The organism is Streptomyces sp. NPDC006458, from assembly GCF_040612135.1.
Lineage (GTDB): Bacteria > Actinomycetota > Actinomycetes > Streptomycetales > Streptomycetaceae > Streptomyces.
In genome coordinates this window covers 143,385-156,501 of sequence record NZ_JBEXPR010000002.1, presented here as the reverse complement: position 1 = coordinate 156,501, position 13,117 = coordinate 143,385, and the positions used below count along the sequence as shown (strand labels likewise).

10 protein-coding genes are annotated in these 13,117 nt (G+C 73.0%); 3 read left to right on the top strand and 7 right to left on the bottom strand.

Annotation, left to right across the window (positions count from 1 at the left end; all coding sequences use genetic code 11):
- Positions 1-15: 15 nt before the first annotated feature.
- Positions 16-1,971, top strand: coding sequence for a fumarate reductase/succinate dehydrogenase flavoprotein subunit (locus ABZZ79_RS03980; RefSeq protein ID WP_356686189.1), 1,956 nt, complete (start codon positions 16-18; stop codon positions 1,969-1,971).
- Positions 1,968-2,744, top strand: coding sequence for a succinate dehydrogenase/fumarate reductase iron-sulfur subunit (locus tag ABZZ79_RS03975; protein WP_356686187.1), 777 nt, complete (start codon positions 1,968-1,970; stop codon positions 2,742-2,744). The genes ABZZ79_RS03980 and ABZZ79_RS03975 overlap by 4 nt, the downstream gene beginning before the upstream one ends.
- Positions 2,745-2,981: 237 nt before the next feature.
- Here the strand turns inward: ABZZ79_RS03975 and ABZZ79_RS03970 are convergent, their stop codons facing one another.
- A complete protein-coding gene (locus ABZZ79_RS03970) occupies positions 2,982-4,169 on the bottom strand; it encodes a glycoside hydrolase family 18 protein (RefSeq protein ID WP_356686185.1) in 1,188 nt (395 codons plus the stop codon).
- Positions 4,170-4,259: 90 nt separating this feature from the next.
- Here ABZZ79_RS03970 and ABZZ79_RS03965 point away from each other — a divergent pair, with 90 nt between their 5' ends.
- Positions 4,260-5,885, top strand: a complete 1,626-nt coding sequence (locus ABZZ79_RS03965; protein WP_356686183.1) for a hypothetical protein — start codon at positions 4,260-4,262, stop codon at positions 5,883-5,885.
- Position 5,886: 1 nt separating this feature from the next.
- Here ABZZ79_RS03965 and ABZZ79_RS03960 read toward each other — a convergent pair whose 3' ends face one another.
- From ABZZ79_RS03960 to ABZZ79_RS03935, 6 genes are all read right to left on the bottom strand, one after another.
- Positions 5,887-8,493 carry a SpoIIE family protein phosphatase gene (locus tag ABZZ79_RS03960; RefSeq protein ID WP_356686181.1) on the bottom strand — a complete coding sequence of 869 codons (2,607 nt, stop codon included), beginning with the start codon at positions 8,491-8,493 and terminating at the stop codon, positions 5,887-5,889.
- Between the two features lie 318 nt (positions 8,494-8,811).
- Entirely contained in the window at positions 8,812-9,240 is a 429-nt protein-coding gene (locus ABZZ79_RS03955; protein WP_356686179.1) for an ATP-binding protein, read from the bottom strand.
- A 173-nt stretch (positions 9,241-9,413) separates the two neighbouring features.
- Positions 9,414-9,815, bottom strand: coding sequence for a (deoxy)nucleoside triphosphate pyrophosphohydrolase (locus tag ABZZ79_RS03950; protein ID WP_356686177.1), 402 nt, complete (start codon positions 9,813-9,815; stop codon positions 9,414-9,416).
- Between the two features lie 54 nt (positions 9,816-9,869).
- The gene (locus tag ABZZ79_RS03945; RefSeq protein WP_356686173.1) at positions 9,870-10,064 is read right to left on the bottom strand and encodes an SPOR domain-containing protein; all 195 of its coding nucleotides are present in this window, start codon (positions 10,062-10,064) and stop codon (positions 9,870-9,872) included.
- A 335-nt stretch (positions 10,065-10,399) separates the two neighbouring features.
- A complete protein-coding gene (locus tag ABZZ79_RS03940; RefSeq protein ID WP_356686171.1) occupies positions 10,400-11,152 on the bottom strand; it encodes a GntR family transcriptional regulator in 753 nt (250 codons plus the stop codon).
- Between the two features lie 190 nt (positions 11,153-11,342).
- Positions 11,343-12,527 (bottom strand): DUF4190 domain-containing protein, encoded by a 1,185-nt coding sequence (locus tag ABZZ79_RS03935; RefSeq protein ID WP_356686169.1) that lies wholly within the window; start codon positions 12,525-12,527, stop codon positions 11,343-11,345.
- Between the last annotated feature and the right edge of the window lie 590 nt (positions 12,528-13,117).

Below are 13,117 nucleotides of genomic sequence, written 5' to 3'. Positions count from 1 at the left end.
AACAGGTGCCTTCTGATGCCCGTGGTGGACCGCCAGCAGTGGGACGTCGTCGTGGTCGGTGCGGGCGGCGCCGGGCTGCGGGCCGCGATCGAGGCCCGCGAGCGCGGCGCCCGTACGGCCGTGATCTGCAAGTCCCTGTTCGGCAAGGCGCACACGGTGATGGCCGAGGGCGGCATCGCGGCGGCCATGGCCAACGCCAACGAGCACGACAACTGGCAGGTCCACTTCCGCGACACCCTGCGCGGCGGCAAGTTCCTCAACCAGTGGCGGATGGCCGAACTGCACGCCCAGGAGGCCCCGGACCGGGTGTGGGAACTGGAGACCTGGGGCGCGCTGTTCGACCGCACGAAGGACGGCAGGATCTCCCAGCGCAACTTCGGCGGCCACGAGTACCCGCGCCTCGCGCACGTCGGCGACCGCACCGGCCTGGAGCTGATCCGCACGCTCCAGCAGAAGATCGTCGCGCTCCAGCAGGAGGACCACCGCGAGACCGGCGACTACGAGTCACGGCTGAAGGTGTTCCAGGAGTGCACGGTCACCCGGGTGCTCAAGACCGGGCCCGGCGGCGGCTCCGCCGAGGGCAGCCGGGTCAGCGGGGTGTTCGCCTACGAGCGGGAGTCCGGCCGCTTCTTCGTGCTGGAGGCACCGGCGGTGGTGATCTCCACCGGAGGCATCGGCAAGTCCTTCAAGGTGACGTCCAACTCCTGGGAGTACACCGGCGACGGGCACGCGCTCGCCCTGCTCGCCGGGGCACCGCTGCTGAACATGGAGTTCGTGCAGTTCCACCCGACCGGGATGGTCTGGCCGCCCTCGGTGAAGGGCATCCTCGTCACCGAGTCGGTGCGCGGCGACGGCGGGGTGCTGCGCAACTCCGACGGCAAGCGGTTCATGTTCGACTACATCCCCGACGTGTTCAAGGAGAAGTACGCGCAGAGCGAGGAGGAGGCCGACCGCTGGTACGAGGACCCGGAGCACAACCGGCGGCCTCCTGAGCTGCTCCCCCGCGACGAGGTGGCCCGCGCGATCAACTCCGAGGTCAAGGAGGGCCGCGGCTCCCCGCACGGCGGGGTGTTCCTGGACGTGTCCACGCGGATGCCGGCCGAGGTGATCAGGCGCCGACTGCCGTCGATGTACCACCAGTTCAAGGAACTGGCGGACGTGGACATCACCGCCGAGGCGATGGAGGTCGGGCCCACCTGCCACTACGTGATGGGCGGGGTCGCGGTCGACTCCGAGACGGCGGCGGCCCGCGGTGTGCCGGGGCTGTTCGCGGCCGGCGAGGTGGCCGGCGGCATGCACGGCTCCAACCGCCTGGGCGGCAACTCCCTGTCCGATCTGCTGGTGTTCGGGCGCCGGGCGGGTCTGCACGCCGCCGATTACGCGGCGGGGCTGCCGGGCGCGCGGCCCGAGGTGGACGCCGGGCAGGTGGACGCGGCCGCGGCGGAGGCGCTGCGGCCCTTCTCCGCGCAGGCCGTGGAACCGGACGGACCTCCGGAGAACCCGTACACCCTGCACCAGGAGCTCCAGCAGGCGATGAACGACCTGGTGGGCATCATCCGCCGCGAGGCGGAGATGCGGCAGGCCCTGCGGAAACTGGCCGAGCTGCGGGTACGGGCGCGGCGGGCCGGGGTGGAGGGCCACCGCCAGTTCAATCCGGGCTGGCACCTCGCCCTGGACCTCAGGAACATGCTGCTGGTCAGCGAGTGCGTGGCACGGGCCGCGCTGGAGCGCACCGAGTCGCGCGGCGGGCACACCCGCGAGGACCATCCCGCGATGGACCGCGGGTGGCGCCCGGTCAATCTGCTGTGCCGGCTGGCCGAGCCCGCGGGCGGACCGGCCGCCGCGGACCCGGAGCGCGGCCAGATCGACCTCGTGCGGGAGACCACCGAACCCATCCGCCCGGACCTGCTCGCCCTGTTCGAGAAGGAGGAGCTGGTCAAGTACCTCGCCGAAGAGGAGCTGTACGAGTGAGCGGCTACCAGGCCCGGTTCAAGGTGTGGCGGGGCGACCAGGACGGCGGGGATCTCACGGACTTCACGGTCGAGGTCCATGACGGCGAGGTGGTGCTGGACATCATCCACCGCATCCAGGCCACCCAGGCGCCCGATCTCGCGGTGCGCTGGAACTGCAAGGCGGGCAAGTGCGGTTCGTGCTCGGCGGAGATCAACGGCCGTCCGCGGCTGCTGTGCATGACCCGTATGTCGGTCTTCGACCGCGCCGAGACGATCACGGTGACCCCGCTGCGGGCCTTCCCGGTGCTGCGCGACCTCGTCACGGACGTCGGCTTCAACTACGCCAAGGCGCGCGAGATCCCGGCCTTCGTGCCGCCCGACGGCCTCGGGCCGGGCGAGTACCGGATGATGCAGGAGGACGTGGACCGCTCGCAGGAGTTCCGCAAGTGCATCGAGTGCTTCCTGTGCCAGGACACCTGCCATGTGGTCCGTGACCACGAGGAGAACAAGGCGGCCTTCGCGGGCCCCCGCTTCCTGATGCGCGTGGCGGAGCTGGACATGCACCCGTTGGACTCGGCCGCCGCGAGCGGCCTCGACCGCCAGGTCAGCGCCCAGGACGAACACGGCCTCGGCTACTGCAACATCACCAAGTGCTGCACGGAGGTCTGCCCCGAGGACATCCACATCACCGACAACGCCCTGATCCCGCTCAAGGAGCGGGCGGTGGACCGCAAGTACGACCCGCTGGTGTGGCTGGGCTCGAAGATCAGAAGGCGCCGGGAGGAAGGCTAGTGCCCCGGCAGGCAGCGTTTGCCCGTCAAGGAGCGGCGTCCGGCGCGTGCTCCCGGTGTGCCGGGTGCAGGCCCTCGTACTGGATGTACTTGGGTCTGTGCCCGGTGCGGCGAGAGGGCGTGCCGGGCGTCGCGACGGGGCGAACGTTGCCTGTCGGGGCACTAGAGCGGCCGCACGCGCCGTCGGCTCCCACCGGGAAGACGTGCGTACGGCGAAGTGCCGCGGGAGCGGTCCGGGTCAGCGCACCCAGTCCTCCCGGTACGCCGTCCAGTCGCCCTCCTCGGCGGCGAAGTCGACGTAGAGGGCGACACCGAAGCGTTCGCGGTCGCGGTCCGTGCGGGTCAGGCCGAGCCGGGTGCCGCGCACCGCCGCGGTCACCGTCTCGGCGGACTCGTGGTGGCCGAGGTCGCTCTCGTGGAAGAAGGGCAGGCCCATCAGCAGGTCCGTGGCGGGCGGGGTGACCTCCAGGGCGAGCGAGGTCTGCTGGGCGACATAGCCGCCGTACAGGCTCTCCAGGGGCATCGCCGTGTCGTACGACATCACGGCGATCTGGTCGACCCGGCGGGCCACCTGGCCGAAGAACTCCTGCGACCACCACTTGGGATGCCCGGTGAGCGTGCCCGCCGCCGAGTGCAGCGCGGGCAGCGGGTCGATCTGGTGGGCGGCGACGGAGAGCGGGACGCCCTCGGCGCGGGTGACCGCGCGCAGCGCGTCGAGCAGGGTGAGGTAGTCCTGGTCGCCCGAGTGCAGGGGTTCCAGGTCGAAGTGGGCTCCGTCGAAACCGGCGGCGAGCACCTGCCGCGTGGACCGTACGACGGCGGCCCTGGTCGCGGCGCTCTCCAGCCGCAGCCCGACCGGCCCCTCACTGGCCAGCTTGTCCCCCAGCCAGGCCTGCACCCGCACCCCGGGCAGTTCCCGGTGGACGGCCGCGGTCAGCCAGCGCGCGCGGGGGTGGGCCGAGGCGGGGAGCGTGCCGTCGTGCTCCAGCGGGCCGGCGTGGACGTAGAGGTCGCGGATTCCGGTACCCGCCAGCCGCCGGGCCAGCGCCCGCACGTCCGCGTCCTTCTTGCGCCCGTCGACCCAGGCGTGCCCCAGCCAGACGGCGTCACGGTTCCTGGTGCGGGTGCCCGGGGCCGGGTCGCCGGTGTAGTTAAGCCAGAGGGCGGCGGCCGCGGCGAGGGGCGGGAGGAGCAGGGCGAGCAGCAGTGCCAGGGCGATCCGGCGGAGCCGCCTTGAGCGGGTGGGCGCCGGGGCGGAGGGGGCGGGGCCGGTGGTGTCCGGGCCGGGATCGACGGGGGCGGTGGTGTGGGGGCCGGTGGGGTCGGGCTCGGAGTCGGGGTCGACGGGGCCGGGGCCGGCGGGATCGGGGCCGCCGGGATCGGGGCCGTCCGTGTGGTTCTCCGCCGGGTCCGTGCCTGTCTCCATGCCTGGGTGTCCCCTCCCTGTGCTTCTGTGCCCCGTCGGCTCGGCGCACCCCGGTAGCGGGGCCTCAATCCCGGCCATACGCTCCGAAATGTGACGTCATCCATGACCCCGGGCCGGCCCAGGCGAGCGAAGGGCCATATATCCGTGCGCGTGGCCCACACCGTGCTGGGCGGGGCCGCCGGATTGGTGTGGCTCGTGCTGCCGATGATGACGACGGGCACCGAGGCGGCGGTTCCGGCCGTCGGGTCGGGATCCGTCGCCGTGGCCCAGGAGCCCCGGGAGAACGAGACCTCGACGGCCGACCTGGTGCTTCCGCTGATCGCCGTCGGCGCGGCGAGCGCACTCGCGGCGTACGCGTACGTCAGGCGGACCAGGCGCAGGCGCACCCCCGCCACGCCCGGCCGGGGCCCGGCCGGGCCCACCGCCGCTCCGCCGGGCTCAGACGCGGAGGAGCGGTGCACACGGTCGCTGGTGACGGCGGACGACTGCGTACGGACGAGCCGGGAGGAACTGGGCTTCGCGCGGGGCCGCCTGGAGGGGGCTCGGGAGGCTGAGGGGGCGCGGCCCGGGGCGGCTTCGGCGGATGGGGAGGGGGTCGAGCCGTTCGCGCGGGCGGTGCGGGAGGCCGAGGCCGAGCTGGCGGCAGCGTTCCGGATGCGGCAGCGGTACGACGACGGCGTACCCGGGGAACCCGCGGCGCGGCGGCAGGCGCTCTCCGGGATCGTCGGGCGGTGCGTGGAGGCCGGGCGGCGACTTGACGCGCGGGCGGACGCGTTCGACGCGCTGCGGGACCTGGAGGGCGAAGGGCTGGGCCCCGCGCTGGAGTTCGCCGAGACCAGGTTCCGCGAGCTGGCGGGCCGTACGGGGGCGGCTGAGTCCACCCTCGTCGATCTGGCCGTACGGTTCCCGCCGAGCGCCCACGCCCCGGTCACCGGATACGCCGAACAGGCCAAGGACCGGCTGGTGTTCGCCACCACCCGCCTCAACCAGGCCCGGCAGTCGGCCGACCTGGGAGCCCCCGGCCGCGCCGCCGCGCATCTGCGCGCCGCCGAGACGGCGATCGCCCAGGCCGGTGTCTTCCTGGACGCCGTCCATCGGCTCGCCGAGCGGCTGGCCGAGGCGCAGGCCCTGCTGCCGGACGGGCTCGCGGGAGCGGAGGCGGCGGGGGCGGACGGCGGGGCCGCAGTTGCCGGTGGTCTGCCCGCCGGGGAGCTGCGGGCGAGTGTCACCCGGCTGGACCGCGTGCTGAAGGGCGTACGGGATCAGCAGGCCGCCGGACCGTACGACCCGGTGGACGCGCTGCGCCGGATCGTACGGGCGGCGGAGCCCTTGGCGGCCGGTCGGGACGGGGCGCTGGACCGGGCCGCGCTGCTGCTGGCGCGCGGGGCGGTCGCGGACGCGGAGGCGTTCGTGGCGACGCACCGGGGCGCGGTGGGGGCGGAGGCCCGCACCCGGCTCGCGGAGGCCCGGCGACTGCTCGGCGCGCAGCCGCCCGGCTGGGTCTCGGCCGACGAACTCGCCCGGCGGGCACGGGACCTGGCCGAGCAGGACGTGCTGCTGCACGGCAACCCGGCGGGTGAGTCGGACGTGCCCGGCAGCGGGTCCGCGGGCGCGCTGCTCGGCGGCATCCTGCTGCCGGACCCCCCGGACACCCCGGCGGCCTTCGGCGGCCCGGACAGCCGGGGGCGCCGCGCGCCGGGCATCCCCCCGGGGTGACTCAGAACAGGCTCAGCAGGGCCTCCGCCGGGTCCACCGGGCCGTTCTCGCCGTCGGGGAGCGGGAGTTCGAACCAGACCGTCTTGCCGCGGGGCGTGCGGCGGGAGCCCCAGGCCGCGCTGAGCAGGCCGACGAGCTGGAGGCCGCGGCCGCCCTCGTCGGTGTCGCGGGCGCGCCTGCGGCGGGGCTGGACCAGGCCGGAGTCCCAGACCTCGCAGACCAGGGTCCGGTCCAGCAGCAGCCGCAGTCTGATGTCGCCCTCGCCGTACCGGAGCGCGTTGGTGACCAGCTCGCTGACCAGCAGTTCGGTGGTGTCGACCAGCGGCTCCAGGTCCCAGGAGAGCAGCTGCCCGCGGGCGTACTCCCGGGCGCGGCCCACGCTGCGGGGTTCGCGCGGCAGCGTCCAGTCGCCGACGGACTCGGCGGGCAGGCCCTGCACCCGGGCCATCAGCAGGGCGATGTCGTCCTCGCCGTGATGGGTGTCGAGGGTGTTGAGGACGTGGTCGCAGACGTCCTCCAGGGGGCGGGACGGGTCGGTCAGCGCTCCGACGAACGCCTGGAGCCCCTCGTCCAGGGGGTGGTCGCGGGACTCGACCAGGCCGTCGGTGTAGAGCGCGAGCAGGGCGCCCTCGGGGAGTTCGACCTCGACCTCCTCGAAGGGCTCTCCGCCGACGCCGAGGGGCATGCCCGGCGGCACGTCCAGCATCAGCGCGGCCTCACCTGGTTCCACCAGCACGGGCGGCAGATGGCCGGCGTTGGCGAACGTACAGCGCCGGGTCACCGAGTCGTACACGGCGTACACGCAGGTCGCCAGGTACACCTCGGACAGGTCCGCCTCGCGGGGGCGGCGGGCCGCCCTGGTGGCCTGCTGCACACCGCCCGGCGCGCCGAGGCCGCGGGCGATCTCGTCCAACTGGGAGAGGACTTCCGCCGGTTCCAGGTCCAGCAGGGCCAGCGTGCGCACCGCGGTACGCAGTTCGCCCATCGCGACGGCGGCGCGCAGTCCGCGTCCCATCACGTCGCCGACGACCAGGGCCGTGCGGTGGCCGGGCAGTTCGATGACGTCGAACCAGTCGCCGCCGACCTCGCTTGGGCGTCCCGTGGAGGCGTTGCCGGGCAGATAGCGGCAGGCGATGTCCAGGCCGGAGGCGATGGGGTCGCCGGGCGGGAGCAGGGACCGTTGCAGTATCAGCGCCCGCTCGTGCTCGCGCCGGTACAGGCGGGCGTTGTCGATACAGACCGCCGCGCGGGCCGCGAGCTCCACCGCGAGGTCGCGGTCCCGGTCGCCGAACGGCTCGCTGCCCTTCGTACGGGAGAACTGCACGAGTCCCACGACGGTGTCGTGGGCGACCATCGGGACGGCCAGCGTGGACTGCACGAGGCCGCCCTCCTCGGGCGGGACGGAGCGCGGACGGGCGGTGCGCAGGGCCTGTGCGCCGTGCGAGTTGAACGGGTAGTGGTGGACCGCGCCGACGGGTACGGACGTGGTGGCGCCCGCGAGGGGGACGTCGGCGACGGCGCTGGCGAAGGCGACCCGGCGCAGTTCGGCGCTGCCGTCGGCGAGGCCGGGCGGGGTCTCGTCGCCGGCCAGCAGGCCCTGGTAGAGGTCGACGGTGGCGAGGTCGCAGAAGCCGGGGACGACGACGTCCAGCAGTTCGCGCGCGGTGGTCTCCAGGTCGAGGGAGTTGCCGATGCGCGCTCCGGCCTCGTTCAGCAGGGCGAGGTTGCGCCGCGCGGCGGCGGCCTCGCGGGCGGCGGCGCGGCGGGCGGTGATGTCGGTGCCGAGCCAGGCGATGCCGATCGGGCGGCCGCTGCCGCTGTGCACGCGATAGAGGTTGATGGACCAGTGCCGGCGTTCGTCGGAGCCGGGCACATAGCCGGTGACGTGCATGTCGGTGATGGAGTCGCCGGTCTCCAGGACGCGCCGCAGGGTCGCCGAGACCCGTTCGGCCTCGGCGCGCGGCAGATAGTCGCAGACGCCCTTGCCGCGGTGGTCGTCGGGTGTGCCGCCGAAGGTGGAGGCGAAGCGCTGGTTGGCGCGGCGGACCTTGAACTCCCTGTCGATCAGCAGGAATCCGAACGGAGATTGGCCGAAAATAGCCTGCGAAGCGGCTAGATCGGTCTCGATGGTGCGCAACACCCGTACGTCGACGACGATGCAGACCGCGGCCTTGGCGCCGTCCTCGGTGCGGGTCGGCATCACATAGACCTCGGCGAGCGCGTCGCCACCGAGGGTGCCGTCGGCGTCCGGAGTCCGGAACGGGATCACCCCGGTCCACTCCCGGCCGTCCAGGATCTCGGCCATCTTGCGCTGGCCGCGCTCGCGCCGGTCGGGGTGGACGAAGGTCGCGATCGGGTCCATGCCGACGGCCTGTTCGGCCGCGATGCCGAAGACCTGTTCGGCGCGCAGGCTCCACTGGTCGACCAGTCCGTCGGGGCCGATGGAGAAGGAGGCGACCTTGATGTAGTCGTACATCGAGCCGGGCGGGCTGCTCTGCCACATCGGATCAGCGGCCGGCGCCCCGGCACCGAGGATGCCCCCGGACCCGGGCCTCGCTCCGCCCGACGGGTCCTCGGACTCCGCGCCCTTCGCTGGTATCTCGCTCACGCGAACCGTCCCCTCCAGCTCACCGCGTCCGGCACCGGTCACCGGCGGCGGCTGCCCGCAGTATCCAGTACAACGGGGCCGCACAACACGGTGTTCACGATCACAGCACGGTCCGAGTGTTTTCGGTGCCTGCTGCGAGAACACTTCCAGACTTCTAACCAGCGCACACGCCGTCGAACCACACCGGGCGCGACCTCTCGGCAGCCGGTTGGTGACGCTCGACGGGAGTGCTCCGGCTGTACACCCGTGCCACCCCCGTGGGGCCGTGTCCGGGTGACCGGTCCGGGCCGTCCTGGGAGCTCGGCCCGGCGGGGCAGTTCAGCCCGGTACGGCGAGCTCGAACCACACCGTCTTGCCCGTTCCCCCGGGGCGCGTACCCCAGCGGCGCGAGCTCGACGCCACCAACTGAAGACCGCGTCCGCTCTCGTCCTCGGGACGGGCGGCGCGCTCGCGGGGCGGGTCGGGCAGCGGGTCGGAGACCTCGACCAGAAGGGTCCGGGGCAGTCCGGCGGGGCGCACCAAGCGGACCCCTATCGGGCCCGTGGCGTGCCGCAGGGCGTTGGTCACCAGCTCGCTGACCAGCAGGGCGGCGATGTCGCCGACGCTGTCGAGGTCCCAGATGTGGAGTTGCCGGCGAACGTGGGCGCGGGCGGTGCGCACGGCTCCGGGGTCCGCCGGGAAAGTCCACTCGGCGCGGTCGCCTTCGGTGTCGATCAAGCCGATCACTTCCCAGGCCAGCGAGCCCACCCATGTCCGATTTCATGGGGTTAATGGGCACATACCCGGTATCGGAGGGACGCTACCGTCCAGGGCAGCGCACTGTGGCACGAACGGCGCACACAGCGTCAGCCCCTGCCGCCCGTACGCGCCTCACGCGCCCCGCTTCGAGGGGTGCCGGGTACCCGCGCGGCGGCCTCCCGTTACGACGCGAGCTCTTTGGCCGCCTCTCGCACGGCGGGCACGTCCTGGTCCAGCCAGTCGACGTCCCACAGCTCGTCGGGGCCGAGCCAGCGCAACTCGTCATGGTCCTGGAGCGGCTTGGGCTCGCCGGAGCCGGGCCGCAGCCGGGCCGTCCACACCTGGAGCACGTACGGCGGCCGCAGCGGCCACTCCCCCGGCACACGCGCCAGCACATCCGTGTCGACGCCGAGTTCCTCGCGCAACTCCCGTACCAGCGCGGCCTCGGGCGTCTCCCCCGGCTCCACCTTGCCGCCCGGCAGCTCCCAGCGCCCGGCCAGCTCGGGGGGCGCGCTGCGACGCGCCGCGAGCAGCCGCCCGCCGTCGACGAGCGCGGCGCCGACGACCACGGTGTGTTCCTTCATGTCCCGGAGCCTACGGGAGCGCGCCCACCGGCCGGACCGGCCGCCCGGCCCAGGTCAGTTGCGTACGCCGCTGCCGTTCTGGCTGATGCGCTCGACCAGGTAGAGCTGCTTGTGGCCGCGGGCGTCGAGGCTGTCGGCGATCTTCTGCGCCTCGGCACGGGTGGCGTACCGGCCCACGCGGTAGCGATTGCCGTTGTCGTCCTGGCGTATGACGAGCCAGGGAAGGGGGATGGTGCCGCCGTCGTTCATCGCACCCCTCCACATCCCGCCCGCGGTACGCACCGCGCCTCTCCCGCTGAGGAAACCCCACTGCGCATATGCCTGAGCCTACGCCCTACCTTCACGGAGCGAATACGCCTTTTCACAAAGAGGTACGCGACAGGTGGGCAACCGGCCAGTAGCCCACGGGCGCACAACGGCGAGCAGGTCGCCCGCGCGCTGCGGCGTACGCCTGGGGTGGCGCACCGCGGACACCTGTGGCGACCTGCGAGGACGGCCGAAACTCAACGGGGCGCGCCACAGCGCTTGTCGAGCGCGCCGGAGGGCGTCTTCCGCACCTGTGTGCTGGGTGTCACCGGTGCGCGCTATTTCACCGGCAGGTGGTACGAAACCCGGTAGCGGTCGGCGGGGATGACGACGTCGGCGGTCTCCACCGGGCGGCCGGACGCGTAGAAGGTGCGCTGCACGACGAGGACGACATGGCCGGGGACACCGCCGAGGGCTTGCAGTTCCTCGGCGAGGCCGGGGCGGGCCCCGACCTCCTCGGTGACGTTGTCCACGATCACGTCGATGGCCCGCATGCGCTCGACCACGCCCATGCCGCCCAGCGGGCCCTCCTCGGGGAGCATCACGGGGGTCCGGCCGGTGACGGCCAGGGGTTCCCAGGAGGTCGAGAGCATCATCGGCTCGCCCGCCTCCCGGTAGACGTACCGCGTGCACATCACGCGGTCGCCCGGCTCGATGGCGAGCCGCTCGGCGACGGCCCTGCTCGCCGCGGCCTGCTCACTGCCGGACTCCCAGGTGCCGCGCGCCCCCGCGTCGGCCTGCTCCTGGCGGAACGGGGTGGCCCCGTGCGCCGGGCGGTAGCCGGAGCGGGCGACGCGGCGGGGCACGGGGCGCTCGCGCACATACGTCCCGGAGCCGGAGCGGCCCTCGACCAGGCCCTCCGCCATGAGCACCTTGCGCGCCTCCAGCGCGACCGTGTCCGAGACGCCGTACTCCTCGCGGATCCTCGCCTGGGACGGCAGCCGGGTGTGCGGTGGCAGCGAGCCGTCGACGATCTTCTTGCGGAGATCACCCGCGACACGCAGGTACGCCGGCTGCTCACCGAATGTCACTGGCCGCTCCCATCAGGTTGTACAGACAGCAACAGACTGGCAACCGTGGGTTGAGCCGTGCAAGCAAAGGCCAGAGAATCACTCGATGTGATGACAAGTGCCCCCGAGGGGCTTTACGCAGGCACTTTCTCCCCGCTATAGCCGCGCTCACACCTCCGGGCGCGCGCCGTCGCTCGAGTCCGGCTCAAGCTCACACGTCGAGGCCGCCGCCCTCGCCGCCGCCCCCGCCACCGTCGCCGCCGTCCCCGTCGTCGTAGTCGTACGCCGGAGGAGTCGTCGACAGGTCCAGCGCCTCGCGGGCGTCGATGGTCGCCTCGCCGTCGACGAAGCCGTAGCCGTCGTCGTAGTGGTCGAAGAAGACGTCCGGGTCGGTGCTGTCGGCCGCCTTGCCGAAGTCGTCGGCCGAGGCCTCCAGTTCGGCGGCCAGGGCCTCCATCGGGGCCTTCGCGGCGGCCGGCCAGGCGTGCTTGCGCAGGGCCGCGGCCTGCTCGTCGAGGGCGCCCTCCATCTCGCGCGCCCAGCCGGTGTTCGCCGGGAGGTCCTCGTCGGGGTACTCCTCCGGCTCCTCCAGCGTGACCTCGTCCAGCGCGATGACCGACTTGAGGTAGGCGAGCTGGTGGGCGTCCAGGGTGGTCTCGTCGGTGCGCAGCGAGCCGGTCAGGCTGCCCTCGGCGTCGGTGTTGCCGAGGACGCAGGTGATCTCGCGGTCGCCGAGACGCCAGCTCTCGGGGGTGGGGGTGAGGTAGTAGACGTCGACGTTCTCGGGCAGGGCCCAGATGTCCATGACGTAGTCGCCCTGGAGCTCGTAGCACTTGTCGTCGGCGAGGTCGGTGACACGGGAGTCGCCGGGGTAGGTGCTGCCGGGGACGGTGACCGTGGCGAAGACCTCGCCGTCGTGCTCACCGGAGCAGGGGACTTCGTCGACGTCGTAGGTGAAGCCCTCCAGGGAGCCGGTGGTGGTGTTGAAGCACTTGCCCTTGTCGACCCGCAGGATCATGTCGTCCTTCGCGGCTTCCTTGACGCCCTGCCAGGCGTCGGACGCGGTGCCCGTGGCGAAGAACAGCACCCACAGCACGATGCCGACCGAGGACAGGACGCTGCCCGCGACCGCCATGCCTCGTCCGCGCTGACTCGTCCGCTTGATCTGCCGCAGCGCCACCAGGCCCAGGATCAGGCCGAGGGCGGGCACGAAGCACAGGATGCCCAGCACCAGCGCGGCGATCGCCAGCCCGTTGACCGTCGACCGCTGCGGGCTGTACGGCGGCCAGGGCTGCTGGTACGGCTGCGGACCGTACGGGCCTTGCGGGCCGTACGGGCCGTACGGGCCCGGTGGCGGGTACTGGCCCTGGGGGCCGGGCGGCGGGGGTATGGACACGGTTACCGTGCTCCTGATTCGACGACAGAACAGATGTGCGGCTGGGCGCATGGTACGGCTGCCGTCGCCGGGCGCGGTATGCGGGTGACGAACCGGACAAGTCGGGGCTGAAGTAGCGCGCTGTGTGGGTGGTTGTTTGATGTAGCGCGTTGTGGGGGTGGTTGTTGTGGCGCGTTGTGCGGGTGGGTGGTGTGGCAGCCCGCCGTGTGGGTGGGGGTTGTTGCGGCGTGTTGTGCGGGTGGGTGGTGTGGCAGCCCGCCGTGTGGGTGGGGGTTGTTGCGGCGCGCCGTGTGGGTGGGTGGTGTTGCGGCGCGTTGTGTGGGTGGGGGTTGTTGCGGCGCGCCGTGTGGGTGGGGGCTGTGCAGCGCGCCGTGCGGGTGGGGGCTGTGCAGCGCGCCGTGTGGGTGGGTGGTGCGGGGCCGCGCCGGGGGGTGTCCGTCCTCGGTCCGCCGAACTGGCCTCCTACGGGGGCAGAGGGCGGTTGCCGCCGTCCGCTGCGGGCGGACACCCCCCGACACGTCCCCTCCTCGCCGTACGCGGCTTTCCGCCGCCCCCAGCCGCGGGCATGCGTGCCGCCAAGGGCGGCACGG

Excerpts from the sequence above, each read along its gene's own strand:
- ABZZ79_RS03980 (WP_356686189.1), top strand. The coding sequence starts at position 16 with ATGCCCGTGGTGGACCGCCAGCAGTGGGACGTCGTCGTGGTCGGTGCG.
- ABZZ79_RS03970 (WP_356686185.1), bottom strand. The coding sequence starts at position 4,169 with ATGGAGACAGGCACGGACCCGGCGGAGAACCACACGGACGGCCCCGAT.
- ABZZ79_RS03950 (WP_356686177.1), bottom strand. The coding sequence starts at position 9,815 with ATGAAGGAACACACCGTGGTCGTCGGCGCCGCGCTCGTCGACGGCGGG.
- ABZZ79_RS03945 (WP_356686173.1), bottom strand. The coding sequence starts at position 10,064 with ATGAACGACGGCGGCACCATCCCCCTTCCCTGGCTCGTCATACGCCAG.